Here is a 24,355-nt window from a genome sequence, read left to right as displayed (position 1 = left end):
AAATGGGTCTGCAACCCGAAATAGGGTGAAGTGGGACACAAACATGGGGTTTTAGGTTCATTCTGACTTGAACAGAGTACTAAAACACCTAGTCAACGCAGGATAAGCCTCCCAAAAGTTCTTTGAAAAAAGTTTAAAAACCTTCAAAAGACCCCGAAAAACCTGCAGAAGCGCCCTAAAGAGCCCATATAGAAGGGCAGAAGATCCTCTCAGCATCAAGAAGATAGGAAGAGAAGACGGGAAGAAAAGATGGGAAGAGGGGCTCCGCCCCTCCCCCCATCTCTGTATCACCGCATCTCTGTATTTCATACCGCCGTATTTCTGTACCGCTGCGCCTCCCTATTCTGTACCTCTTCTGTACCTCCCAGTTCTGCAGCCTCCCTATATATGAGCGCCTATATATGGGGAGAGCGCAGAAGAGCACAGATAAGGAGGGCACCCCCTCACGGGGGCGCCCTCCTTATTCAAGCTATAGGGTTCAAGCTACAGAGCTCAGCCCGTAGCTCGCTAGCTTCAAAACTCTAGTTCGCGGAAGCGCGACGACGAGAAACATCGTACAGAGTGATGCCCACAGCCATCGCCGCATTCAAAGACTCCATCGCAGAATCAATCGGAATCGACACAATCTGATCGCAGTTCTCAGTCACCAGGCGGGACAGGCCCTTACCCTCAGAACCAACCACCACGCACAGCGGCTCATTCGCAAGCTCCAGAGCCGGCAGCTCAATATCGCCACCGCCATCCAGACCAATCACGAAAATACCCTGCTCCTTAGCCTGCTGAATCACGCGAGTCAGGTTAGTCGCCATCGCAACAGGAATACGAGCAGCCGCACCAGCACTAGTCTTCCACGCACCAGCAGTCACAGCAGCCGAACGACGCTCAGGAATAATCACGCCATCACCGCTAAACGCGGACACACTACGAATAATCGCACCCAGGTTACGCGGATCAGTAATACCGTCCAAAGCAACAAACAGCGGCGGAGTCGACAGCTTACCCGAGTGCCAACGCTCCATAGTATCCAGCACCAAATCAGTCGCATCCGGGTACTTGTACGGCGGAATCTGCATCGCAACACCCTGATGCACAGAACCATCAGTCAAACGATCCAGCTCGCTACGCGGAATCTCCAGCATCGGAATATTGCGCTTATTCGCAATAGTCATAATCTCGCGAACACGGTCATCAACCTCAACACGGCTCATGATGTACAAGTGCTTCGAGGGAATCTCAGTACGCAGAGCCTCAAGCACCGCATTACGACCAGTCACCAGCTCATCGCTAGCACGCTTACCGCCCAGACGAGTCTGGAACTTACGGTTCGTACCGGTAGCAGCACGACGCTCAGCCGCACGCTTCATCTTATGCGCCTTGTGATAAACGCGGTCCTCAGCCTTCGGAGTAGGACCCTTACCCTCAAGCGCCTTACGACCGTGACCGCCAGTGCCCTTAGTAGCACCCTTCTTCTTGGTGGTAGCGCCCGGGCGCGAACCTGCCTTAGCCATTCTTCTCTTCCTTCGTCAAAGTAATGAATACGAGTCTACGCGAGAGAAACCCGCGCGACCTAAGCCTTACGCACAAACGCGGGGCACATCACCCTCTAGCCAACGCTCCAGCTCGAACCATTCGCGCCATCCTTCACCTGCACACCAGCAGACGCCAACAGATCACGCATCGCATCAGCCTTCGCCCAATCCTTCTGAGCACGAGCATCAGCACGCTCCGCCAACACAGCCTGAATCAGCGCATCCAGAGCCTCATGCTCAGCACCCGAAGTGCCCTCAGCATTAAAGCTCATCAGCTGCGCCAGGCCCAGAACCTCAGCCATAGCCATCACAGCATTCGCCGCCTCCGAAGCATCCTCACCGGCAGCAAGCGCCGCATTACCCGCACGAGTCTGCTCATGCAGAACCGCGAGAGCACGCGGAATATTCACGTCATCATCCATAGCCTCAGCAAAAGCCTCCGGAACCTCACGACCCGGCTTCAGCACTTCCTGAGTTGCAGCAAGGAACGCCTCAACACGCTCAATAGCGGTTGCCGCCTCCTGCAGAGACGACGGACGGTAATCAAGAATCGAACGGTAATGCGCACTACCGAGGTAGTAGCGAACCACCAGCGGACGAGCCATCTGCAGCATCTGCGCCGGCGAAATCGTATTACCGATAGACTTCGACATCTTCTCACCCTCATAGGTGACCATGCCGTTATGCATCCAGAAGTTCGCGAAATCATCGCCAGCAGCAGTCGACTGCGCCAGCTCATTCTCATGGTGCGGGAAACGCAAATCCAAACCGCCACCGTGAATATCGAAACGCGAACCCAAATACTTACCAGCCATCGCCGAGCACTCCAGGTGCCAGCCCGGACGGCCGCGACCCCACGGAGACTCCCACGAAGCAGTTAGCGGCTCGCCCTCCTTATAACCCTTCCACAGGGCAAAATCGCGAGGGTCACGCTTACCGCGCGGATCAGCATCCGCAGAATCCAGCATATCCTCAACGCTCTGATTCGTCAGCGCACCATATTTAGCCCACGAACGCACATCAAAATACACGTCACCAGAATCATCCAGCGCAGGATACGCGTGGCCACGATCAATCAGACGCTGAATCAGAGCAAACATCTCCGGAATATGACCGGTCGCACGCGGCTCATACGTCGGCGGATCAATACCCAACGCCGCATACGCCTGAGCAAAAACCTTCTCAAAACGGTACGCGAGCGCCCACCACTGCTCATTCGGGAACTCACCCTCAAAACCGGGCTCCATAGAATCAGCAGACTTCGCCAAAATCTTGTCATCAATATCAGTAACATTGCGGACCGTCGTCACCTTCAAACCGCGGTAACGCATCCAACGGCTCAACTGGTCAAAAACCAACGCCGAACGGATATGGCCCAGATGCGGTTCACCCTGCACCGTAGCACCACAATAATAGATACGCGCCTCACCGGGCACGACGGGCTCAAACTCGCGAATAGTCGCGGAAGCTGAATCATAAAAACGCATAGTCACACTCTCATTCTACGGGGTCGGCTCAGACGCCGGGGCGGTAAATCAGCGATAGGTTACAGAATGGCTCGAAGCAGCCAAACACCTACGAACGCGGGTACACCAGCGCCGTCGCAATAGCAGCCACGCCCTCGCCGCGGCCCGTCAAACCCAGACCGTCAGTAGTCGTCGCAATCACCGTCACCGGAGCACCCGCCGCCTCGCTCAGCACGTGGTTCGCCTCATCACGGCGCGGAGAGAACTTCGGGCGGTTACCCACCAGCTGAACGCTCACATTACCAATCTCAAAACCAGCAGCACGCACAATCGCCGCAGCCTCAGAAAGAATACGAACACCCGAAGCGCCCTTCATATCCGGGCGGTCCACACCAAAATTAGAGCCCAAATCCCCCGTGCCGGAGGCGGCAAAAAGAGCATCCGCGGCAGCATGAGCCACCACATCGCCATCAGAATGGCCGCTCAAACCACGCTCGCCCGGCCAATGCAGACCAGCAATATACAGAGGAGTGCCCTCCTCACCAAAAGCATGGACATCAACACCGGTACCAACACGAGGAATAACAGTCATCACAGGACCCTTCAATCGATCAAACATCTTCTCAGCAGCAACACCTCGGCAAAAGAGGCATTAGGCGGCAGGGTTAGGAAGCAGAATCACCAAACAGCGCGCGAGCAACCCGCAAATCCATCGGAGTCGTCACCTTAAACGCATCCGCATCACCGGCAACCGTCAACACCGGCTCACCCGCCGCCTCCATCGCCATCGCATCATCAGTCAGCAACTCAGCCTCCTCAGCAGGCAGGGAACGGCTCCGCTCATGCGCCGCCAACAGAGCAGCCACCTCAAAACCCTGAGGAGTCTGCACCGCACGCATCTGCGCACGCGAAGGAGTACCCGTCACCAAACCAGCAGAATCCACGGTCTTCACCGTATCCACCACCGGCAACACAGGAATCACCGCACGCACAACACCCTGCGGGCTCTCAGACCCTAAACCCTCAAGCACGCGGTGATACACCTGCGGCGGAGTAAAAGCACGAGCGCAATCATGAATCAGCACATAATCCACCGGAACTTGCGCATCCTTCAAAGCATCCAACGCCGCAACCACCGAAGCCGTACGCGTATCACCGCCGGCAGTAATCAACGCACCGGCACGGCGGGCATCCTCCAAAAGCTCCGGGCAACTCGCCGAACAATCAGCAGGAACAGTCACCACCACATGCTCAGCAACACCCGAAGCGAGCGCACCCTCCAACGCATAATCCAGCAGGGTACGACCATGAACACGCACAGCAGCCTTCGGGATCGGCTCACCCAGGCGAGTACCCGAACCAGCTGCCAAAACAATCACGGCAGTATTCGCCGCAGAAGCAGAACTCATCAGTCTCAAGCCCGTCTACGCCTCGAACTTATAGCCCAAGCCGCGAACCGTCACCACATACTGCGGGGCAGAAGAATCCGGCTCAATCTTCGAACGCAGACGCTTAATGTGCACGTCCAGGGTCTTCGTATCACCCACATAGTCGGCGCCCCACACGCGCTCAATCAGCTGGCCACGAGTCATCACACGACCCACATTGCGCAGCAGAATCTCCAGGAGCTCAAACTCCTTCAGCGGCATAGAAATCTCTTCACCATTAACCGTCACCACATGGCGGTCAATGTCCATACGCACCGGGCCGCCCTGCAGCACCGACTCAGTAGCAGAATCAGTCTCCGCCGAACGACGACGCAACACCGCACGGATACGAGCAATCAGCTCACGCGCAGAATACGGCTTCGTCACATAGTCATCAGCACCCAGCTCCAGACCCAGCACCTTATCCAGCTCAGAATCCTTAGCGGTCAGCATGATAATCGGGACCGAAGACACCTCACGCAGCTTACGGCACACCTCCATACCGGACATGCCCGGAAGCATCACATCCAGCAGCACCAAATCCGCGCCCTCGCGGTCGAACACCGGCAGAGCATCCAGACCGTTGTCCACAACAATCGTCTGGAAACCCTCACGACCCAGCAAAAACGCAAGGGGATCCGAGAGGGCCTCTTCGTCCTCAACAATCAGAATTTTAGACACCAATAACTTCCTTCGATTCCATAAAACCTATACCGCTAACACTACACTGCGGCCGGAGGCTCATTCAGCGGCAACGCCAACGTAAACGTCGAGCCCTCCTGCGGCATCGACCGAACCGTCACGCTACCACCGTGCTGAGTCATCACATGCTTCACAATGCTCAAGCCCAAACCAGTGCCGCCCGTCTGACGCGAACGAGCCGGATCGACCCGGTAAAAACGCTCAAAAATACGTTTCTGCTCGTCTTCCGGGATACCCACGCCCTGATCAGCAACCTCAACCAGCAGCTGATCAGCCACACGGTGCACCCAAATATCCACCTTTGTATGCTCCGGCGAATAACGCACCGCGTTCTCCACCAGGTTCTGCACAGCAATACCGAGTAGCTCGGCGTCACCGTACACCTCGGGGACCTCCTCGATGCGGGTAGAAATCTGAATGTCCTTCTCCTCAGCCACAATATGCGAACGATCCACCGCATCAGCCACCAAAGAAGGCACCGACACCGGACCACCACGCGCAATCACATCGGTCGACTGCAGACGCGAAAGCTCAATAATGTCACGCACCAGCGCAGACAGGCGGCGAGTCTCCTTATGCAGACGACCCACAAAATACTCAATCGCCTCCGGATCATCACTCGCCTGCTCAATAGCCTCAGCCAGCAGACTCACCGCACCCACCGGAGTCTTCAACTCATGCGACACATTCGCCACAAAATCATTACGCATACGCTGCACACGAGAAATTTCAGTGCGGTCATCAGCGAGCACCAGAATGTACTCGTCCCCCAGCGAAGCAACACGCACATCCAAGACCAGCGCCTCACCCTCACCGCGGTCAATCTCAAAAGTACGTTCCGCAAAAATACCGCGATGACGCACCGTGCGAATCATATCCGCCAACTCATCAGACGCCACAGTATGACCACGCACCAAACCCATCGCATACGCACCCGGAGAAGCCTGAACCACGCCGCCCACTTCATCAATCACCAGGTAGGCGCGACCAATCACAGCAAGCACCTGAGCGGCACCATCACGCAGCGCCGGCGCCGACACCAAACTACGCTCCTGCTCCCGCTCACTACGCGCCACCGCATTCATGCTCAGGACGCCCACCAGCAGACCTATCATGCCCGCAATAAAGGCGATCAGACCGGCATCCATGTACTTCCCTTCCATTCGGGTACCCCATAAGTATAAATGTGGCGGATACCCAGCACTCAGACGAGCGCCCGTCTTCTCAGGCAGGCTCCTCGTACAGAAACCTGCCGAGAACGCAATGAGCCGCCCACCTCAACGGTGGACGGCTCATCACAATGACAGGGGTGAAACCCTGCCGGAGGTATTACTTACCCTGGTTTGCTACGGCAGCAATAGCGTCCTTAGCAGCCTCAGGGTCCAGGTACTCGCCAGCCTTGACGGGCTTGAAGTTCTCATCCAGCTCGTAGTACAGCGGAATACCGGTGGGGATGTTCAGGCCAGCAATGTCCTCATCGGAAATGCCCTCGAGGTGCTTGACCAGCGAACGCAGGGAGTTACCGTGTGCAGCAACCAGAACGGTCTTACCTGCTGCGAGGTCAGGCTTGATGTCCGACTCCCAGTAGGGAAGCATACGGCCCAGAACGTCCTTCAGGCACTCGGTGCGAGGAGCGTTCTCAACATCCGCGTAGCGGGGGTCGTTTGCCTGCGAGTACGGGTCGTTGTCGTCCAGCGGGGGCGGCGGAACGTCGTAGGAACGACGCCAAGTCATGAACTTCTCGTCACCGTATTCCTCGCGAATCTCGGACTTGTTCTTACCCTGCAGAGCACCGTAGTGACGCTCGTTCAGGCGCCAGGTGCGCTTGACGGGAATCCACAGACGGTCTGCTGCATCCAGTGCAAGGTTTGCGGTGTTGATTGCGCGACGCTGCAGGGAGGTGTGAACAACATCGGGGAGGATGTTGCGCTCTGCCAGCAGCTCGCCGCCGCGCTTAGCCTCAGCGCGGCCCTTATCGGTCAGGTTAACGTCCACCCAGCCGGTGAACAGGTTCTTCTCGTTCCACTCGGACTGGCCGTGGCGCAGGAGTACTAGTTTGTAAGTCATACCTCTATTTTTTCATTTACCCGCCGGTTTGTCATGCCTTAGAGCCTAGAAAATATGCATTCTCCCAAAAATTTATAAGGGTCTTTTTTACCAGAACGAAAGGCTCAAAACCCCGCCAGAAAAGGGAAAAGCCCCGCACACCATCCGATCGGGACAAACCCGTCAGACAGCGCACGAGGCTTCACCATCTATCGCTCAAAGCGAGCGCACAAGCTAACGCTAGAAACGGCGGCGGCCCACCGAAGGCCACACACCAGCCAAGAACACGCAGCTAATCACAGCAGCAACCAGCTGAAGAATCAGCACAGTATTACCGCCGCCAGTCACCGCAGCAAAAACGCTAAACAGCGACACTGCAGCAGAACCACCGGTCAAAGCCAGCCACGTGTTCTTCGGGCGCTTACCGGCAAAATCGTACGCGTTCGCCGGAGACATCCACGCACGCACAAAAGCCAGCACACCAACCGCAGCACCAGCGATAGCCAGCAGCGTATCAACAAAAGTGGTCACATACCAGACCAGCAGAATAGGAGACATAGTATTCCTTAGAATCAGCAGCTTCTCTAGACAACCCTAGCAAAGCGCTTAGCGGACAACCTTAAAGGCCTCAACCAAGTCATTGTAAAGGTCATCCACGTTCTCAATACCCACCGACAGGCGCAGCAGGGATTCCGGAATCGAATCCGGCTCGTTACCGTGGCGACGACGACGCTCCACCAGAGACTCCACGCCGCCCAGAGAGGTTGCCGGAGTCCACAGCTTCAACGCCTCCACAACGTTACGGGCACCCGTAGCGTCCGTATCAAGAGTGACGCACAAAATCGCACCGAAACCATCCATCTGCTTCTTCGCAACCTCATGACCGCGGTCGCTCTCCAGACCCGGGTAACGCACCTCAGTCACGAAGGGGTGCTCGCTCAAACGCTCTGCGAGAACCTGCGCGTTCTCTACAGCACGCTCCACACGCAGTGCCAGAGTGCGCAGACCGCGCAAACCAAGCCACGCCTCCACCGGACCGGGGATTGCGCCGTTGGTGATGCGGTGGTGACGCATCGCCTTGTACAGATCCTCGTTCGAGGTCAGAGCCATACCCAGCAGCACATCAGAGTGGCCCGCAAGGAACTTCGTCGCGGAGTGAACCACCACGTCTGCGCCCAAATCCAGGGGACGCTGCAGAATCGGGGTTGCGAAGGTGTTATCCACCGCGGTCACAATGCCCAGGCGGCGAGCAGCAGAAAGCAGGGCAGGCAGGTCAGCAACCTCAAGCATCGGATTCGTGGGGCTCTCCAGCCACGCCAGAACCTTCGGGGCCGAATAGTTCACGTTCTCCGGGGTCACGCCGGTGCGGGATGCGGCATCCTCCATAGCGGCGATAACGCTCTCGGTGTCTTCAATGTCCACGCGAACGAGCTCAATGATGCCGCGGCGCTCCAAATCCTTGCACAATGTCACCGACGCCATGTATGCGTGCTTCGGAATCAGAACAATGGAGCCAACCGGCACCAGGTCGATGACAGCAGCGACAGCAGCCATACCGGAGGGGAACAGCAGACCCGGCTGGGAAGCGTTCTCCAGCTTCGCCACAACCTCTTCCATGCCCTCCCAGGTGGGGTTCGAGAAGCGGGCGTACACGCGGTCCTGCTCAATATTGACGGCGTCCACACCACGGTAGGTGGAAGAAAGAACGATCGGAGGGTTCACCGGCGCGTCATGCTCGTGTGCCGGGCGGCCGCCAGAGACGACAAAGGTCTCTGCGGAGTAATTCATGTCGTGGTTATCTGCACTCATGTCTTTAAGCCTGGCACACCCGCGCCCAGAACGCACGCCCGCGCAGGTGACGGCGCGCAGGATTTACATGTTTTTTACCTTGATACGCACTCAATCCCACGCGGAGGTATCACCAAAACCGCACCGGTGCAGCTAAGAGACCCGGTACCCTTAAGGGTGATGGATACTCTCAGTTACACCCCCGATGCACAGAATCTTCCCGCCGACCCGACCGGTCGCCGCGGGCTTTTTATCGTGGTCGAAGGAGGTGACGGCGCCGGCAAAACCACCCAGCTCGCCCTGCTGAATGAAGCGCTCAGCGCCCGCGGATACCGTGTCATCACCACCCGCGAACCCGGCGGCACCGAGATTGGTGAAAAGCTGCGCGCCCTCGTCCTGGAAGCGGGTCAGGGCACTATTGACGACCGCACCGAGGCGCTAATCTTTGCGGCATCCCGCGCGGCTCACGCCTCCCAGCTGATTCGCCCGGCGCTCGCTGAGGGCGCCATCGTGCTCAGTGACCGCTATATTGATTCTTCTGCCGCGTACCAGGGTGTCGGCCGTGAGCTGGGTATTGAAACCATCGTCGAGTTGAGCCGCTGGGCCACCGCCGATCTGGTACCCGATGCGACCCTATTGCTGAGTGTGCCATTGAGCGCCGAGCAGGAGCGCATGGACCAGCGTGGCACCGTCGACCGTATTGAGGCTGAAGGCGCGGCGTTCAAGGCACGCATTCACGGTGCGTTTGAGCAGATCGCCCACGAGGACGCTAACGGTTCGCACCGCATCATTGATGGTGTGGGCACGATTGAGCAGGTTCACGCGCGCGTGCTCGAGGTGATTGAGCCTCTGCTTGCCGCTCGCGAGCTGGTCCGCACCGGTAAGGAGGACTCATGAGCCTCTGGGATACCCTGCTGATTCCTGCCGATAAGCTCCAGCAGCTACGCACGGATGCCGCCGCCGACCGCCCCACGCACGCTTGGCTTTTCACGGGCGCAACCGGTACGCCTCACCGTGAGGCTGCAAAAATTTTCGCTGCCGCGCTACTGTGCGAGCAGCCCGACCCGCAGAACCGCGGATGCGGTCAGTGCAAGGGCTGCATGACCGTCATGAACGGTTCGCACGCAGATTTTACGCACTTTAGTACCGAGGCGACGCACATCAGCATTGATGAGGCACGCGAGCTGGTCATGAAGGCTCAGGACCGCCCGACCGTGGGTCGCTGGCGCGTGATTCTGGTGGAGGACACCGATCGCATGCCGGAGCGTACCTCCAATGTGTTGTTGAAGGCGATTGAGGAGCCGCCACCGCATACGATTTGGTTGTTGACGGCGCCCTCCCCCACCGATGTGCTGGTGACGATTCGTTCGCGGTGCCGTCCGGTGCAGTTGCCGGTTCCCACTGATGCGCAGGTGCACGAGTATTTGTTGGTGCACGGTGTGGTGGATCCTTTGGCGCAGCGTGCGGCGCGTCTGGCTCTGGGTGATGCGCAGGAGGGGTACCGTTTGGCGACCGATGAGCAGGCGATGGCTCGTCGGGAGTTGATTACCTCCCTGGTTCTGAATGTTCGTTCTATTTCTTCGGCTTTCAATGCAGCTGAGAAGCTCACCGACCTTGCCGACCAGGACGCACAGGCCGTCTCCGCTCTCAAGGATGAGCAGGAACGCCAGGAGCTTCTGGCTCTGCTGGGTATTCGCGAGGGTGAGCGTGTTTCTCCGTCCTTGCGAGCGCAGGTTCGCCGTCTGGAGGAGGAGCAGAAACGCCGCGCTAAGCGCGTTTCATCCGATACGCTGTTGCGTTCCGTGGCGCAGGTTCAGACGGTTCTGCGTGATGCGTTGACGGTGACTCTGTCGGCGCAGGCTCCGCTGGTCAATGAGCATTTGCGTGAGCCTCTGGAGGCGTTCTGCACCCGCCGTTCCGCCCAGCAGCTGCTGGAGGATGTGCAGGCGGTCGAGCTGACTCTGCGTCGTCTGCGGACGAACGCGAATGCGCGTCTGGCACTTGAGGCGTTGATGAGCCGCTTCGTGTATCAGTAGGTTCTTGGTAGCTCATACAGCGAAAAAGGGGAGGCGCCGAAGAGACGATTTTCGGTGCCTCCCATTTTTCTGTTGGTTCTCAGCGCCCCTAGAGCTTAGTTGAGGATTCGAGCTTAGTTACGGAATCAAGCTTAGTTGCGGAAACCGTGAACCGGCGACGGAATACGACCGCAGCGGGCGATGAACGCCTCCGCGCTGGGGGTGTGGGTGGGCATGACGGGTGCGCGACCGAGCAGGCCACCAAATTCGACCATGTCACCTACGCCCAGGCCGACCGCCGGGATGACGCGGACCGCGGTGGTCTTGTGGTTCATCACGCCGATTGCTGCCTCGTCTGCAATCATTGCGGCGAGGGTGGCGGCGGGGGTGTCGCCGGGGACCGCGACCATGTCCAGGCCAACGGAGCAGATGGCGGTCATCGCTTCGAGTTTGTCCAAGGTGATCTGTCCGGCGGCTGCGGATTCAATCATGCCGATGTCTTCAGAGATCGGGATGAAGGAACCGGAGAGACCACCGACGTTCGAGCACGCCATGAGGCCGCCCTTCTTCACCGCATCGTTGAGCAATGCGAGGGCTGCGACGGTGCCGTGGGTACCGACGGTTTCCAGACCCATCTCTTCGAGGATGTGCGCGACCGAGTCGCCAATCTCTGCGGTGGGTGCCAGGGAGAGGTCAATAATGTTGAAGGGTACGCCCAGACGCTCGGAGGCGAGGGTACCGACCAGCTGGCCGACGCGGGTAATCTTGAAGGCTGCCTTTTTGATTTCTTCGGCGCAGGTGTCGAAGGATTCGCCGCGGACCTTCTGCAGGGCGCGGTGTACCACGCCGGGGCCGGAGACGCCTACGGAGATGGTGGTGTCTGCTTCCTGCACGCCGTGGAATGCACCCGCCATGAAGGGGTTGTCGCTGACGGCGTTCGCGAAGACGACGAGCTTGGCGCAACCGAAGCCGTGTGCGTCCGCGGTCAGGTCTGCGGTGGCGCGGATGGTTTCGCCCATGAGTTTGACGGCGCTCATGTTGATGCCGGCACGGGAGGATCCGATGTCTACGGAGGAGCAGACCACGTCGGTTTCTGCGAGCGCTCGCGGAATGGAGCGAATCAGCTTTTCGCCGGAGGGGGTCATGCCCTTATCGACGAGGGCGCTAAAGCCTCCGACGAAGTTCACGCCGACTGCCTTAGCTGCCGCTTCGAGGGTGCGGGCGAATTCTACGTAGTCCTCATCGTTGGAGGCGCCTGCCACCAGCGCGATGGGGGTGACGGCGATGCGCTTGTTGACGATCGGGATGCCGAGCTCAGCTTCGATACCTTCGCAGACGCTGACGAGGTTTGCGGCGCGGCTGGTGATCTTGTCGTAGATTTTGCGACGGGCTACCTCACCGTCAGAATCGGCGCAGTCGAGCAGGGAGATGCCCATGGTGACAGTGCGAATGTCGAGCTTCTGCTCCTCGATCATTCGAAGGGTTTCTAGAATGTTGGTGTTGCGCATAAGTGGAGCCTTAGATGGAGTGCATTGCCTTGAAGATGGATTCTGCCTGAATGCGAATCTGGACCTTCTGTTCGTGCTCGACACCAATCATGGCTTCCTGCAGGTCGATGAGGTTCTGCTGCTCTTCGTCGAAGGAGCAGTGCATGATCATGGTGAAGTATTCGCCCATGATGGTCTGGGAGACGTCAAGGACGTTGACCTTGCGCTCGGCGAGGGTTGCGGTCACGGCGGCGATGATGCCTTCGTGGTCGATGCCTGTGACGGTGAGGATAATCTTCACGGTGTTCTCCTAGTGGTTTGGGGCTGCGTACCCAATGAAGAGGCGCATAAAGGCACAGGTATACGCATATTTATAAGAGCAATTATAGGTTACCCAGAACACACTGTGTAAGGTAGACACAAAAATATCCCCTGCATCCCATATTCGGGGCATAAAAAATCCACGCCTTCCCGGTCTGAATAAATACAGGGAAGAACGTGGATTCTTAATTATGTGCCAGTCTTGAAGTATCTTTCGACACTCCTTATATCTGGCTAGTTATAACTGTCTAGAAGTTTTAGTTATCGAGGATTATTTCCTAAACATAAGAAGCGATATACAGCTCGCCGTTACCGCTCAGGGTTGCCGCCGAGGGCTCACCCACGTGCAGTACCGACTCGGTGGCGCCCAGAACAAACTCTTCGGTGCCGTTGCCGTCTGCTGCGTGAATAGTAATTTTGCCGGATACGCTCAGCGCGGCGCTAATGCCCTCGAAGGTGTATTCCTGCGGCTTGCCCTCTTCAACGCGGATGCGGGTCACGCTCATGCGTTCGTCCCACATGGCGTAGGTGCCGATGGGTGCGTTCTCGGGGGTGGGACGCTGAATGACGGGGGCGTCCTGGCTTTCGCCGAGAACCTTAATGAGCTCCTCGGTGTCGATGTGCTTTGCGGTCAGGCCCGCGCGCATCACGTTATCGGAGGGGTTCATCAGCTCAATAGCGGTACCGGAGACGTAGGCGTGTACCTGACCGTCGGGGGTGAAGGCGGATTCGCCCGGTGCCAGGTGAACCAAGTTCATGACGAAGGCGACGAGCAGACCGCGGTCGCCGGGGTACTTGCCGGCAACAATCTGCACGAGCTCAGCTGCGTCAGCGATGAGTGCGTTGTCGGAGCCGGTCAGCTGTGCTGCCGCCTCGACAAGCTGCTCAACAGCTGCGGTGGCGGTCTCTTCGGGCATGCGGATAATCTCGGTCAGCAGCTGCTTGGGGGTGAGATCCACACGCTCTGCCAGCCAGTCGGCCTTGAACGCCTCAGCCAGCTCTGCCAGCTGCTCGGAGGTGCGCACACCGGTGAGCACGCGCATCTGGGTCAGGGCGATGACGGTTTCAGGCTTGGAGTAGCGGTCCTTGTAGTTGCGGTGCGGCGCATCAATCGCGATGCCGCGTGCCTGCTCATCCTCGAAGCCGGCAATAGCCTGCTCGGGGGTGGGGTGCACCTGAATCGACAGGGGGGCGTCAATCGCAAGGATTTTAAAGAGGAAGGGGAACCAGTCGGAGGTACGGTCCGGGCGCAAGAAACGGGAGGGCTCAGCCTGGATCAGCTCGTTGAGCGGGGACTCGGTGCCGTCAACGGTCGCACGGGAGGGCGCAGCCGGATGCGCTCCAACCCACACCTCAGCCTCGGGCTGTTCGGTGGGGACAGGCACGCCACGCATGCGTCCAAGAATTTCGCGGGAACCCCACGCATAATTCTGAATCTGGTTCTTTAGGGGAAAAATCTCACCCATAGGGGAAAATACCTCTCAACGTGAGTTGTTCGAAGCAAGTGACGTGATAAAAAACCCATACATTCAGCAGAATTTATGAGGTTTTACCTGCCCATTATAGAGGCTAGTTGCACTTCTTTACCGCTAAAATAAGAGGCGTGACTACTATTAATCTACATGACTCATTCAAGGCGTACGACGTGCGTGGCATCGTCGGCGAAACCATTACTGCAGAGACTGTTCGCGCTACTGGCGCGGCTTTCGTAGACGTTCTGGGCCTGGAGGGCCAGACCATCCTGGTCGGTGGCGATATGCGCCCCTCCTCCCCCGAATTCATGGATGCATTCGCCCAGGGTGCAACCGCTCGCGGTGCAAATGTTGAGAAAATTGGTCTGATCTCCACTGACGTTCTGTACTTCGCATGTGGCGTTGAGAACGCTGCCGGTGTTACCTTCACCGCTAGCCACAACCCCGCAGAGTACAACGGCATGAAGATGTCCAAGGCTGGCGCTGTTCCGCTGTCTTCCGAGTCCGGTCTGTTCGACATTCGTGACCTAGCTCAGAAGTACCTGGATTCGGGCGAGATTCCTTCGGTGGAGAAGGTCGGCACCGTTTCTGAGAAGGACGTTCTCAAGCCCTACGCAGAGTACCTGCGCAAGTTGGTTGACCTGTCTTCCATCCGCCCCCTGAAGGTTGTTGTTGACGCTGGTAACGGCATGGGTGGTATGACCACTCCCGCTGTTCTGGGCGACACCATCCTGCCGGGCCTGCCCCTGGAAATCGTTCCCCTGTACTTCGAGCTGGACGGTACCTTCCCGAACCACCCGGCTAACCCGCTGGAACCGGCTAACCTGGTTGACCTGCAGAAGGCTGTTGTTGAGCACGGTGCTGACATTGGTCTGGCATTCGACGGCGACGCTGACCGTTGCTTCGTCATCGACGAGAAGGGTGAGCCCGTCACTCCTTCCGCTGTGACCGCTCTGGTTGCTGAGCGCGAGATTACTCGTGCGAAGGCAGAGGGCAATGAAGAGCCCGTCATCATCTACAACCTGATCACCTCGAAGGCTGTTCCTGAGCTGGTTGAGAAGCTGGGCGGCCGCGCAGTGAAGACCCGCGTGGGCCACTCCTTCATCAAGGCTGTTATGGCTGAGGAGAACGGCGTTTTCGGTGGCGAGCACTCCGCTCACTACTACTTCAAGGACTTCTTCAACGCAGACACCGGCATGCTCGCTGCAATGCACGTGCTGGCTGCTCTGGGTGGTAGCGATGAGCCTCTCTCCGAGATCAGCGCGAAGTACTCCCCGTACGTTGCTTCCGGTGAGATTAACTCCGAGATTGAAGACAAGGCTGCCGCTGTGGACCGCGTGCGTGCACACTACGCTAACGCTCCCGTGGTTGTTGAGGACTCCGACGGCACCACCTTCACCAACACCGAAGAGGGTTGGTGGGTTAACCTGCGTCCTTCGAACACCGAGCCTTTCCTGCGCCTGAACCTTGAGGCACCGGATGTTGCGACTATGGAGCGCGTCCGCGACGAGGTTCTGGCTCTGGTTCGCCAGGGCTAAGCACTAGCTAGCTGCTAAAGATCCCGCCCCGCAGATTATTTCTGCGGGGTGGGATTTTTATTTTGAGTTCTAAAAACCCGGCTAGGTTCTCCTATCTCAAAGGAGAACCTAGCCGGGTTTAAGAAACCTAGCGGACGAGCCGACTTACGGGGTTTTTACGCCTCGCGTGCCTGGTCGTGGAGCATCCACTGGTCGGGGCCGAAGATCTCGTAGTTGATGTTCTTGCCGGGAACGCCTGCCTCCACCAGCGCGGAGCGTACGCCCTGCATGAAGGGCAGCGGGCCGCAGAGGTAGACGTTAGCATTGGCGGGAACGTCCAGCTTGGAGACGTCGACGCGGCCGGTGAAGTCGCCGCCCTCGCCCTCGATGAAGGATACGAGGCGTGCGTTGGGCAGCTTGCCGACGAGCTCGGCGAGCTCTTCGCGCAGGGGCCAGGTGTCCAGGCGGCGGTCTGCGTGGACCACGGTCACGGGGCGCTCGGAGCCCTTCTCAACCAGCTCGGAGAGGAAGCTGAGCATGGGGGTGGTGCCGATACCTGCGGAGAAGAGGTACAGCGGTGCCTCGGGGTCGCCGAAGCCTTCCAGGGTCAGGTCACCGTAGGGGTTGGAAAGCTCGACGACTGCGCCGACTTCCAGCTCGTGCAGGATGGAGGTCATCTCGCCGTTGGGGTCGAGCTTCACAGCAATGCGGCGCTGGTTCTTTTCGCTGGGCAGCAGGGTGTACTGGCGTGCCTGGCGCAGGCCGTCGCGTGCGGGAACGATGATAGAGATGTACTGGCCGCCCTTGGACTCGGTCATGGGGGTCTCGTCGGCGGGCTCGAAGGTCAGCACGACGACGTTCTCGCCGGTCTCCTTGCGGTCAACGAGCTTGAAGGGCGCGAACATGACGTCGTTTGCCTGGGAAGCGTACAGGCCCTTCTCCAGCTTGATGAGGGCGTTGCCCATGAGCCAGTAGACCTCGGTCCATGCCTCAACGATTTCGGGGGTAGCCAGGTCGCCCAGGTTAGCGGCGATTGCCTCGAAGAGGTACTTGTAGACGGTGGGGTACTCTTCTTCCTTCAGGCCCAGGGACGCGTGCTTGTGTGCAACGCGGGAGAGGACCTCGTCGGGGTAGGAGTCCGGGTTCTGGACGATGTAGGAAGCGAACACGGCGATGGAGCCTGCCAGTGCCTTGGGCTGGGTGCCTTCGAGCTGGGAGGAGCGGGAGAACATGCCGTCCATCAGGTCGGGGCGAGCGGCGAACATTCGACGGTAGAAGTCGGGGGTGATGTCGTTGATGCGCTCGGCAATGATGGGCAGCGTTGCCTCAATAATGGGGCGGGACTTCTCGGAGAGCATGTCTTGCCTTCTTCCTGTGTGGTCACCTCGGTCGTTGTGATGATGCCCTTGATATGTGTGATGCTGGGGCGTTCACTCGGACAGCTCAGTTGGTGACGGAGTGTTTATAAAGCACCCTTACCGTAGCATTTTGCGGGGTGTTTGCGCTGAGTGCAGGTCACTCCCTGGGGGTGTTGAGGGGTCTAGGCGAGACTTATGGTTCAGCTTGACTCAAAGAGAGAGCCCCGCGTCACACTATATATTTTCAGCACTGTTTTTGAGTTCGCCGGGTGACTAGCCCCGAAGTCTGCATAAAAATTCTGACATGAAAATATATTTACTACGGAAAGTATGCAATGTGATGCAAAAATGAATATGGTCACATTTTCTGCATTTGAAAAGCAAATTTGCAATATTCTGCATTTACTGCACAAATTTAGGACTCACGCGGGTTCCAGCAGTCACGCAAGCAGCGGCAAAATACTCCCCACTCCCCTCGAAAACCCTACAAGAAAGCCGAGAGACCCCCGCGCGAACCGCCCAGCAGCCCCGCATCAACCGCAGAAACACGCTAAACTTCGTGTTAAAAACTCTATGGAGCCTCCCACCGGAAAGCTCCACAGGTACCACGTATTCCTTTAGCGTGCAGGCTTAGCGCACAGGCAGCGCATTCTCCGGAGGCGCAAAGCCTAGCTCCACAAATACCGGACCAACGGGACGTGCACCGGCAGTCAGCTCGCTAATCACAACCGAGTCCACCGAAGCATAGAACGCCTCACGAGCCCTCGCCAGCACGTTGCGCAGGCGGCAGAACTTATCGAGGGGGCAGTGGCCGTTCTCATCCTCACACTCAATCATGGGGATATCGCCCTCAGTAGCGCGAAGAACAGTGCCGACGGTCGCAGAACGACCAGCGTCGGAAAGCATAACGCCACCGGCGCGACCGCGGGTCGAGTCCAGGTAACCCATGTTCACGAGGAAAGCCACAGCCTTTGCCACGTGGTTGTAGGGGGTGTCCACACCTTCAGAGATCTTCTGGGTGGAAAGCTTCTGACCGGGCTCCAGAGCAGACAGGAGCATCAGAACGCGGAGCGAGACATCCGAGAATGCTGTCAAACGCATGGATACTCCTTCTCATCTCTCGTGCCGCTACATATACATGCAGCAGCGGATATGCGCAGCTCGTGAAAGCTGTGAACATTCAAAAATCTTACATTGGAATTGTATAGGGGCGGCAAGAGAGGCAAGAAATTATGGATAACCGCTTCTGCACCAAACCACCCCGGCGAGGATTTTAAAGTATTTCTCAAGAGCAAGTGGACTGCATAGCCTTACACTCACACCTTTGCGAGAAAACTTATCACTCCCCCCAACTGACGAGGATTCAAATTTCCCCAAAACGGAAGGAAGGAGCGGAATCTCACCGAGAGATTCCGCCCCTTCCAAATGCTCAACCATACGGCTCAGCGAAGAGTTTTAGTTCCTTCGAAGGATTAGTCCTCCAGGGCCTTTGCCAGAGCGTCGCGCTGTTCGCGAACCTCAGCGGGCAGCTTGTCGCCGAACTTCTCGAGCCACTCGTCGATGCCGGGCAGTTCAGCAGCCCATTCTTCCTTCGAGACAGCCAGAGCAGCCTTCAGCTCGTCCTCAGAGATTTCCAGACCGCTCAGGTCCAGGTCTTCCTTGGTGGGAACGGTGCCCAGGAAGGTCTCCTGGCCGCCAGCCTTGCCGTCGAGGCGGTCGAAGATCCACTTCACAACGCGAGAGTTCTCGCCGAAGCCGGGCCATGCGAAGCCACCGTCGGGGGTGCGGCGGAACCAGTTGACGTAGTAGACCTTCGGCATGTTCTCAGTGCCGTGCTTCTTGCCCAGGTCCAGCCAGTGCTTGAAGTAGTCACCAGCGTTGTAGCCGATGAAGGGCAGCATTGCCATCGGGTCGCGGCGAATCACGCCGACAGCACCCTTAGCAGCCGCGGTGGTCTCGGAGGAGAGGGTAACTGCGCGGAAGACGCCCTGTTCCCAGCTCTCAGACTCGGAAACCAGCGGGATGGTGGTCTTACGGCGACCGCCCAGAACGATAGCGCTCAGCGGCACACCCTCGGGGTCGTAGTACTCGGGAGCGAGCATGTCGACCTGGGATGCGGGGGTGCAGAAGCGGGAGTTCGGGTGAGCTGCCGGGCGGCCGGACTCGGGGGTCCAGTCCTGACCGGTCCAGTCAATCAGGTGTGCGGGAGCCTCGTCGGTCTTGCCCTCCCACCAGACGGAGCCGTCGTCGGTCAGTGCAACGTTGGTGAAGATGGTGTTGCCCTTGGCGATAGCCTTCATAGCGTTCGGGTTGGTGGAGTAACCGGTGCCCGGTGCCACGCCGAACAGGCCAGCCTCGGGGTTGACCACGCGTGCCTGGTGGTTCTCGTCGAACTCGATCCATGCGATGTCGTCGCCGACCATCTCAGCCTTCCAGCCGTCAATAGTGGGCTCCATCATTGCGAAGTTGGTCTTGCCACATGCGGAGGGGAACGCTGCGGAGATGTAGCGAACCTTGCCCTCGGGGTTGGTGACCTTCAGGATGAGCATGTGCTCTGCCATCCAGCCCTCGTCGCGACCGATAACGGATGCGATACGCAGTGCGTAGCACTTCTTACCGAGCAGTGCGTTACCGCCGTAGCCGGAGCCGAAGGACCAGATTTCGCGGGTCTCAGGGAACTGGACGATGTACTTCTCGGGGTTGCAGGGCCAGGGAACATCTTCCTGACCGGGCTCCAGGGGTGCACCAACACTGTGCAGAGCCTTGACGAAGAAGCCGTTGGTCTCGTTCAGCTTGGCCAGAACGTCCTTACCGATGGTTGCCATGATGCGCATGGAGCAGACAACGTATGCGGAGTCGCTGAGCTCAACAGCAATCTTGGGGTTCTTAGCCTTCAGGGAGCCCATGACGAAGGGAATGACGTACATGGTGCGGCCGCGCATGGAGCCCTCGAAAAGACCGGTCAGGGTCTGCTTCATTTCGACGGGGTCACGCCAGTTGTTGGTCGGGCCTGCGCCTTCTTCAGTCTCGGAGCAGATGAAGGTGCGCTCCTCGACACGTGCAACGTCGTCGGGATCGGAGAAAGCTGCGTAAGAGTTCGGGAATTCGTGATCGCTGAGACGAACGAAGGTACCGGCGTCAACCAGTTCCTGTGCCAGGCGGTCATATTCTTCCTGGGTGCCGTCGACCCAGTAGATGTGTGCGGGCTGGGTCAGGGCCGCAACTTCGCGAACCCAATCCAGAAGGCCCTGGTGGGTAGTGGGTGCGCTCTGCAGCTCCTTTTCGAGCTCAGCAGAGAGAGTACGAGTTGAGGTGTCAGCCATTGACGTTTTCCCCTTCAATCGGTGGCCCGGATACTACGTTGATCCGGTTAGGTCTGCGGTAACAAAGAAGCAGTTAAACACTACAAGCGTGCAAATAATCGTGAATATGCACGCTTGGACAGTCTCCACTTCCTCGTGATGCTTACAGAATAACGCATTAATGGTCTGTAGAGCTTTCTATAACGCCATTTCTTACGTTCTGCGCATCACATTCTTAGAGTACGAGAGGATTTCTGTAAAGAATTTTTAGGGCTTACGGCGGGATCATCCGGGGGATTTCAGGGACCTGCAGCGCCGGTTTTAGGGTGCCGAGAAAATATTTTGAAAAAATTTTGCGAGCACAAAAACCCCGGAATCATGCGGTAAAACGGGGCACTTTCGATTCCTGCGGAGGGGATTTTGGGCAAATTTCGAGTTTTTCGGCTTGCACACCTCTAATGACATCCGTATAGTAGTACCTGTTGCCGCGACGGGTTGAAGAAATCCGAAGCGAGGAACATGCGCCTGTAGCTCAACGGATAGAGCATCTGACTACGGATCAGAAGGTTGGGGGTTCGAATCCCTTCGGGCGCACCACCGATCCCCGGTTCTTCGGAACCGGGGATTTTTTGTATGCCCAGAAGACATGCCCCGGAAGACACGCCCGGGAAGATGTCTTTGGGGAACAAGCGCGCAGAAAACGCTCAGCCACAAGCCCCGGGCAGAGCTCAAGCCACCGCGCAGTACGACATGTTGCAGTACGACACGCTACAGCACGACACGCCGCAGGCTCTAGCTAGGTGCAGCAAGGACGCTCCACCACCTGACGCTGCCCCATCCGTGCCAAAAACCGCATCCAAAAGCGCCCCAACCTGTGAATCCGCAGATTTATGCTCCCAGATGACGTGCTCCGGGGCACACCCGCCAAAAAACGCCTAGGATGGATAGAGGACCCTCCACGCATAGGTTGGAGAGTAGACAACGCAAAGGAGCACTATGGCACAGCTATCCATTCCGCAGTCCCTGATAGGTGCACTCATCGATATAGCCGACCTGGGAACACTCGACTACTTCCCGCCCACCGAACGATGCGCCCACTGGTCCCTCTACGACGCGCAGCGCCAGGAGCTCCTCTGCCCCTGCGCACCCGCCGCCAACACCACCGCGGAGAAGCTCTTTGAGGCCGCGGCGAGGATTCTCTACGAGAATTTCCCGCGATATATCGATTCGCCCGAGGAAATCATTCCTTATACTTCCCGACAGGAACTCGTTGCCGCCCTGCGTCGCGGTGAGAAAGAGCCTGTTGATGAGGAACAGGGTGAGCTGCAAGAGCAGTCAGCTGAAAATACTGTAGAGCCTACGACTGAGGTTGAAACTAGCCCCGTCGAACCTGCAGTAGTTGAGGACGCGGAAGTGAGCGCTTCTGTTGCGCCCAAGTCTGCAGCCCCGAAACCGGCGCCCTCCCCCGCGCTCTTTGCCGCCCGCGCGGCACAGGCACCCACCCCGGCTCCCAGCGTGCCGGAAGAAGCGCCTGTGGAGGCACCCGCAGAGGCGACTACAGGAGAGACGGTTCCGACGCCGGCCACGGTTGCTCCCGCAGCACCCCAGCCCGCTGCACCGAAACCTGCAGCACCCAAGCCCGCTGTGCCGAAGCCTGCGGCACCGACTCCCGGTGCTCCCTCCCCCGGTATGTTCCGCAAGTCCACGCTAACCTACCGACCGCCGCGCATCGAAGAGTACCTGGAGGGTCTGCGTGCCCGCCAACAGGCTGCCGAAGTCGCAGAAGCTACCCATATGGCAGTATCTAGCGAGCAGGCGCCTGTTGAGGAGTTGCCCGTACTCAGCCAGTCCCTACCGGGCGCACCCGCAGCTCCCAAGCCGAGCACGCCGAAGCCCGCTGCACCGGAACCGGGTGCATCGATGCCTGCCGCACCCGCCCCGAGCACTCCGGCAGCAGAACCGGTAGCCGCCGCACCTCGCTCCATTACCTCCGAGGACCGTGAACGCAGCTACCGACTGCGCCCGAGCCTGCGCGCCCGCCTCGAACGCGAAAACATTAGCGAAGAGCTCGTGCGCACCATCCTGCGCGAAGGCGAAGCGGAACGCATCAACGACTGGACCATCCGCTTCACGCACGACGACTACCGCGTTGATGTGAACACCGCCTCCGCAGAAATTATTACCGTCATTGACGAATACGACGCCGACTACAACGAGGCGGCACAGGCATCCCTGGCTCAGGGCGAATACACCTCGCTCAACGCCCTGGAACTCGAATTCAGCGAGCGCGCCCGCACCTTCCTGAAGAAGAACCCGCCGTTCGTTTTCGATCTAATGCTTCAGGCGCTGAGCAGCCCCGAGAGCGTGCGCATGGCTGAAGGCTGGACACGTATCTACGCGGCGCAGGGCCTGGAGATTGCGGTTTCGCCCGATGAGCGGACCGTTCTTGCCCTGGCGAAGACCCCGGATTTCCATGTTCTGCACGCGGAGAACCTGCGCAAGGTGCAGCTCGAGGAGCTCAGCAACACCCTGGCAAAGCAGGCGGAAGATAAGGCAGCCCAGGCAGAAAACACCACCGAGGAGGAGAAATAATGTCCGCTAAGCAGATCACCGTTCCTCTTGAGGTGTACGTTCGCCTGCAGGAGCTTGCCTCCCTCGCCGCCTATAGCTACCGGGATAATCAGGGTTCCGAAGAGAACAGTGCAAGCGATAAGCCGTGGGATTTGCTCTCCAAGGACGGCGCGTCCCTACTCGATGAGAACGGCGCGCTCAAGCCCGAAGCGGCAGAGCTCTACTTCACTCTCCTACCGCTCATTGCCCAGGAATTCATGGAGCAGCAGCAGGCACTCGTGGACGCATACCGTCAGGCGCCCAAGCCCGCCGCCGCACGCGCCAAGATTCGCCCCTCCAACCAGCGCCTCATTCCGCTGACCGAGGTGCCGCTGGAGAACCAGCGTATTGCCGCGCGCATCGAGAAAGAATTCTACGGTGACGTGCCGCCGCGCCGCCGCATCTACGGCGTGCTCCCCGGCGTGATGGATTACATGATGCGCCACGGGCTCACCTACGAGCTGCTACTGGACATCATCGAATCCCCTGTAAGCACAGTGGTTCAAGAAAGCGCGCAAGAGAACCGTTACGGCCGCGAAGTCACCCTCTACACGCATGAAGAGGAAGGCTACCAGGTGGTGCTCAACCCCCTGACCGCCGAGGTGCTCGCGCTACGCCCGCTGCAGGCTCTCGCTGGAGGCTACCAGCTCTCCCCCGATGCTCAGGCACAGCTGAAGGTACTCGGCCTGACCGGCGAGTACATTGCCCGCATCCTGGATGAGGCCGAGGACCGCCGCCCGATTCCCGGCAGTAGCCGCACCGTGTACTCGCTCAACGGCTATCAGGTGGAGTTCTCGCACTCCGACCAGCAGGTAATTCGTATTAGTCGCGGCACCGCGCCCAGCCGCAACCCCTTCGAGTCGCAGCCGAGGATGAGCGGTACAAAGAGGCAGCGCGGCCGCAAGATCCCGCACGATGTGGATGCGTTCGTGCAGCTGTTGCAGGAGCACGGCTTCACCATCACCATGGGCGGTAAGCACTACGACATTCGCCACGAGAAGCTGGCTCCGGGTCAGAAGGCGGTCACCTCCGTGACCCCCTCAGATTCGCAGCGCTGGCACCTGAACTCGGCACGCCAGATCCGCAATACCTTCGGTATCGACCTGCGCTACGCTGATCCGCGCGATAGTGTACGCGGTATTGTGCGCGGTTCCGGGCGGGCGGGTTCCCAGAACATTGAAAGCAACACCGAGAATCCGCCAGGTAACGACCCGCAGGAAGACTCAAACACGGCTGAGCAGAAGCCCGCAGAATAGCATCCCGCCGATACGTAGGCACTCTCACCTTCAACCGGTTCTTTATACTGCCCCCAGCA

General features: G+C 58.5%; 20 protein-coding genes and 1 tRNA gene. 6 read left to right on the top strand and 15 right to left on the bottom strand.

The genetic code is table 11. The features are described 5' to 3' along the window. Positions 1 to 521: 521 nt before the first annotated feature. The 9 genes from rlmB to HMPREF2779_RS06550 form a co-directional block, all read right to left on the bottom strand. Positions 522 to 1,508 (bottom strand): 23S rRNA (guanosine(2251)-2'-O)-methyltransferase RlmB, encoded by a 987-nt coding sequence (gene rlmB, locus HMPREF2779_RS06590; RefSeq protein WP_005509305.1) that lies wholly within the window; start codon positions 1,506 to 1,508, stop codon positions 522 to 524. A 95-nt stretch (positions 1,509 to 1,603) separates the two neighbouring features. Then, a complete protein-coding gene (gene cysS / locus HMPREF2779_RS06585) occupies positions 1,604 to 3,022 on the bottom strand; it encodes a cysteine--tRNA ligase (protein ID WP_070685336.1) in 1,419 nt (472 codons plus the stop codon). Between the two features lie 82 nt (positions 3,023 to 3,104). Next, positions 3,105 to 3,587 (bottom strand): 2-C-methyl-D-erythritol 2,4-cyclodiphosphate synthase, encoded by a 483-nt coding sequence (gene ispF, locus HMPREF2779_RS06580; protein WP_199774568.1) that lies wholly within the window; start codon positions 3,585 to 3,587, stop codon positions 3,105 to 3,107. 73 nt (positions 3,588 to 3,660) lie between these two features. Beyond that, positions 3,661 to 4,404, bottom strand: coding sequence for a 2-C-methyl-D-erythritol 4-phosphate cytidylyltransferase (ispD, locus tag HMPREF2779_RS06575; RefSeq protein ID WP_105361130.1), 744 nt, complete (start codon positions 4,402 to 4,404; stop codon positions 3,661 to 3,663). A gap of 15 nt (positions 4,405 to 4,419) precedes the next feature. Then, positions 4,420 to 5,103 (bottom strand): response regulator transcription factor, encoded by a 684-nt coding sequence (locus HMPREF2779_RS06570; protein ID WP_005507150.1) that lies wholly within the window; start codon positions 5,101 to 5,103, stop codon positions 4,420 to 4,422. Positions 5,104 to 5,144: 41 nt separating this feature from the next. Continuing rightward, positions 5,145 to 6,287, bottom strand: coding sequence for a sensor histidine kinase (locus HMPREF2779_RS06565; RefSeq protein WP_012904157.1), 1,143 nt, complete (start codon positions 6,285 to 6,287; stop codon positions 5,145 to 5,147). A gap of 166 nt (positions 6,288 to 6,453) precedes the next feature. Further along, a complete protein-coding gene (locus tag HMPREF2779_RS06560; protein WP_105361129.1) occupies positions 6,454 to 7,191 on the bottom strand; it encodes a phosphoglyceromutase in 738 nt (245 codons plus the stop codon). Between the two features lie 219 nt (positions 7,192 to 7,410). Beyond that, positions 7,411 to 7,728 carry a DUF2516 family protein gene (locus tag HMPREF2779_RS06555; RefSeq protein ID WP_005507153.1) on the bottom strand — a complete coding sequence of 106 codons (318 nt, stop codon included), beginning with the start codon at positions 7,726 to 7,728 and terminating at the stop codon, positions 7,411 to 7,413. Between the two features lie 48 nt (positions 7,729 to 7,776). Continuing rightward, positions 7,777 to 8,979, bottom strand: coding sequence for a trans-sulfuration enzyme family protein (locus HMPREF2779_RS06550; protein ID WP_070685328.1), 1,203 nt, complete (start codon positions 8,977 to 8,979; stop codon positions 7,777 to 7,779). 159 nt (positions 8,980 to 9,138) lie between these two features. Here HMPREF2779_RS06550 and tmk point away from each other — a divergent pair, with 159 nt between their 5' ends. Then, positions 9,139 to 9,855 (top strand): dTMP kinase, encoded by a 717-nt coding sequence (gene tmk / locus HMPREF2779_RS06545; RefSeq protein WP_105361128.1) that lies wholly within the window; start codon positions 9,139 to 9,141, stop codon positions 9,853 to 9,855. Continuing rightward, positions 9,852 to 10,994: a DNA polymerase III subunit delta' gene (locus HMPREF2779_RS06540; RefSeq protein ID WP_105361127.1), complete on the top strand. Its 1,143-nt coding sequence runs from the start codon at positions 9,852 to 9,854 to the stop codon at positions 10,992 to 10,994. The genes tmk and HMPREF2779_RS06540 overlap by 4 nt, the downstream gene beginning before the upstream one ends. A gap of 131 nt (positions 10,995 to 11,125) precedes the next feature. Here HMPREF2779_RS06540 and HMPREF2779_RS06535 read toward each other — a convergent pair whose 3' ends face one another. The 3 genes from HMPREF2779_RS06535 to manA all read right to left on the bottom strand — a co-directional run bounded on the left by HMPREF2779_RS06535 (position 11,126) and on the right by manA (position 14,247). Further along, the gene (locus tag HMPREF2779_RS06535; protein WP_105361126.1) at positions 11,126 to 12,481 is read right to left on the bottom strand and encodes a PFL family protein; all 1,356 of its coding nucleotides are present in this window, start codon (positions 12,479 to 12,481) and stop codon (positions 11,126 to 11,128) included. A gap of 10 nt (positions 12,482 to 12,491) precedes the next feature. Further along, a complete protein-coding gene (locus HMPREF2779_RS06530; RefSeq protein WP_070505928.1) occupies positions 12,492 to 12,761 on the bottom strand; it encodes an ACT domain-containing protein in 270 nt (89 codons plus the stop codon). A gap of 298 nt (positions 12,762 to 13,059) precedes the next feature. Next, on the bottom strand, positions 13,060 to 14,247 hold the full coding sequence (gene manA, locus HMPREF2779_RS06525; RefSeq protein ID WP_070685321.1) for a mannose-6-phosphate isomerase, class I: 1,188 nt from the start codon (positions 14,245 to 14,247) through the stop codon (positions 13,060 to 13,062). A gap of 137 nt (positions 14,248 to 14,384) precedes the next feature. Here manA and HMPREF2779_RS06520 point away from each other — a divergent pair, with 137 nt between their 5' ends. Next, positions 14,385 to 15,791 carry a phosphomannomutase/phosphoglucomutase gene (locus HMPREF2779_RS06520; RefSeq protein ID WP_070685319.1) on the top strand — a complete coding sequence of 469 codons (1,407 nt, stop codon included), beginning with the start codon at positions 14,385 to 14,387 and terminating at the stop codon, positions 15,789 to 15,791. A 155-nt stretch (positions 15,792 to 15,946) separates the two neighbouring features. Here the strand turns inward: HMPREF2779_RS06520 and HMPREF2779_RS06515 are convergent, their stop codons facing one another. From HMPREF2779_RS06515 to HMPREF2779_RS06505, 3 genes are all read right to left on the bottom strand, one after another. Next, entirely contained in the window at positions 15,947 to 17,128 is a 1,182-nt protein-coding gene (locus HMPREF2779_RS06515) for an FAD-binding oxidoreductase (RefSeq protein ID WP_070685317.1), read from the bottom strand. A gap of 630 nt (positions 17,129 to 17,758) precedes the next feature. Next, positions 17,759 to 18,229: an RrF2 family transcriptional regulator gene (locus tag HMPREF2779_RS06510; protein WP_070685315.1), complete on the bottom strand. Its 471-nt coding sequence runs from the start codon at positions 18,227 to 18,229 to the stop codon at positions 17,759 to 17,761. A gap of 371 nt (positions 18,230 to 18,600) precedes the next feature. Next, positions 18,601 to 20,451 (bottom strand): phosphoenolpyruvate carboxykinase (GTP), encoded by a 1,851-nt coding sequence (locus HMPREF2779_RS06505; protein ID WP_070685313.1) that lies wholly within the window; start codon positions 20,449 to 20,451, stop codon positions 18,601 to 18,603. A gap of 500 nt (positions 20,452 to 20,951) precedes the next feature. On the opposite strand from HMPREF2779_RS06505, the gene HMPREF2779_RS06500 reads away from it, so the two are divergent. The 3 genes from HMPREF2779_RS06500 (at position 20,952) to HMPREF2779_RS06490 (ending at position 24,296) form a co-directional block, all read left to right on the top strand. After that, positions 20,952 to 21,027, top strand: a tRNA-Arg gene (locus tag HMPREF2779_RS06500). 399 nt (positions 21,028 to 21,426) lie between these two features. Further along, positions 21,427 to 23,022, top strand: a complete 1,596-nt coding sequence (locus HMPREF2779_RS09315; protein WP_105361125.1) for a DNA repair protein — start codon at positions 21,427 to 21,429, stop codon at positions 23,020 to 23,022. Further along, positions 23,022 to 24,296 (top strand): cell wall biosynthesis glycosyltransferase, encoded by a 1,275-nt coding sequence (locus HMPREF2779_RS06490; RefSeq protein WP_233992304.1) that lies wholly within the window; start codon positions 23,022 to 23,024, stop codon positions 24,294 to 24,296. Before HMPREF2779_RS09315 ends, HMPREF2779_RS06490 begins: the two co-directional genes overlap by 1 nt. Positions 24,297 to 24,355: the final 59 nt, after the last annotated feature.

The organism is Rothia sp. HMSC069C03, assembly GCF_001811075.1.
Classification (GTDB): Bacteria; Actinomycetota; Actinomycetes; order Actinomycetales; family Micrococcaceae; genus Rothia; species Rothia mucilaginosa.
This window is presented reverse-complemented; position numbering and strand designations above follow the sequence as displayed.

Coding starts and splice junctions, on each gene's coding strand:
- rlmB (WP_005509305.1), bottom strand. CDS start 1,508: ATGGCTAAGGCAGGTTCGCGCCCGGGCGCTACCACCAAGAAGAAGGGT.
- ispF (WP_199774568.1), bottom strand. CDS start 3,587: ATGACTGTTATTCCTCGTGTTGGTACCGGTGTTGATGTCCATGCTTTT.
- ispD (WP_105361130.1), bottom strand. CDS start 4,404: ATGAGTTCTGCTTCTGCGGCGAATACTGCCGTGATTGTTTTGGCAGCT.
- HMPREF2779_RS06565 (WP_012904157.1), bottom strand. CDS start 6,287: ATGGAAGGGAAGTACATGGATGCCGGTCTGATCGCCTTTATTGCGGGC.
- HMPREF2779_RS06560 (WP_105361129.1), bottom strand. CDS start 7,191: ATGACTTACAAACTAGTACTCCTGCGCCACGGCCAGTCCGAGTGGAAC.
- HMPREF2779_RS06555 (WP_005507153.1), bottom strand. CDS start 7,728: ATGTCTCCTATTCTGCTGGTCTGGTATGTGACCACTTTTGTTGATACG.
- HMPREF2779_RS06550 (WP_070685328.1), bottom strand. CDS start 8,979: ATGAGTGCAGATAACCACGACATGAATTACTCCGCAGAGACCTTTGTC.
- tmk (WP_105361128.1), top strand. CDS start 9,139: ATGGATACTCTCAGTTACACCCCCGATGCACAGAATCTTCCCGCCGAC.
- HMPREF2779_RS06540 (WP_105361127.1), top strand. CDS start 9,852: ATGAGCCTCTGGGATACCCTGCTGATTCCTGCCGATAAGCTCCAGCAG.
- HMPREF2779_RS06535 (WP_105361126.1), bottom strand. CDS start 12,481: ATGCGCAACACCAACATTCTAGAAACCCTTCGAATGATCGAGGAGCAG.
- manA (WP_070685321.1), bottom strand. CDS start 14,247: ATGGGTGAGATTTTTCCCCTAAAGAACCAGATTCAGAATTATGCGTGG.
- HMPREF2779_RS06515 (WP_070685317.1), bottom strand. CDS start 17,128: ATGCTCTCCGAGAAGTCCCGCCCCATTATTGAGGCAACGCTGCCCATC.
- HMPREF2779_RS06510 (WP_070685315.1), bottom strand. CDS start 18,229: ATGCGTTTGACAGCATTCTCGGATGTCTCGCTCCGCGTTCTGATGCTC.
- HMPREF2779_RS06505 (WP_070685313.1), bottom strand. CDS start 20,451: ATGGCTGACACCTCAACTCGTACTCTCTCTGCTGAGCTCGAAAAGGAG.
- HMPREF2779_RS09315 (WP_105361125.1), top strand. CDS start 21,427: ATGGCACAGCTATCCATTCCGCAGTCCCTGATAGGTGCACTCATCGAT.
- HMPREF2779_RS06490 (WP_233992304.1), top strand. CDS start 23,022: ATGTCCGCTAAGCAGATCACCGTTCCTCTTGAGGTGTACGTTCGCCTG.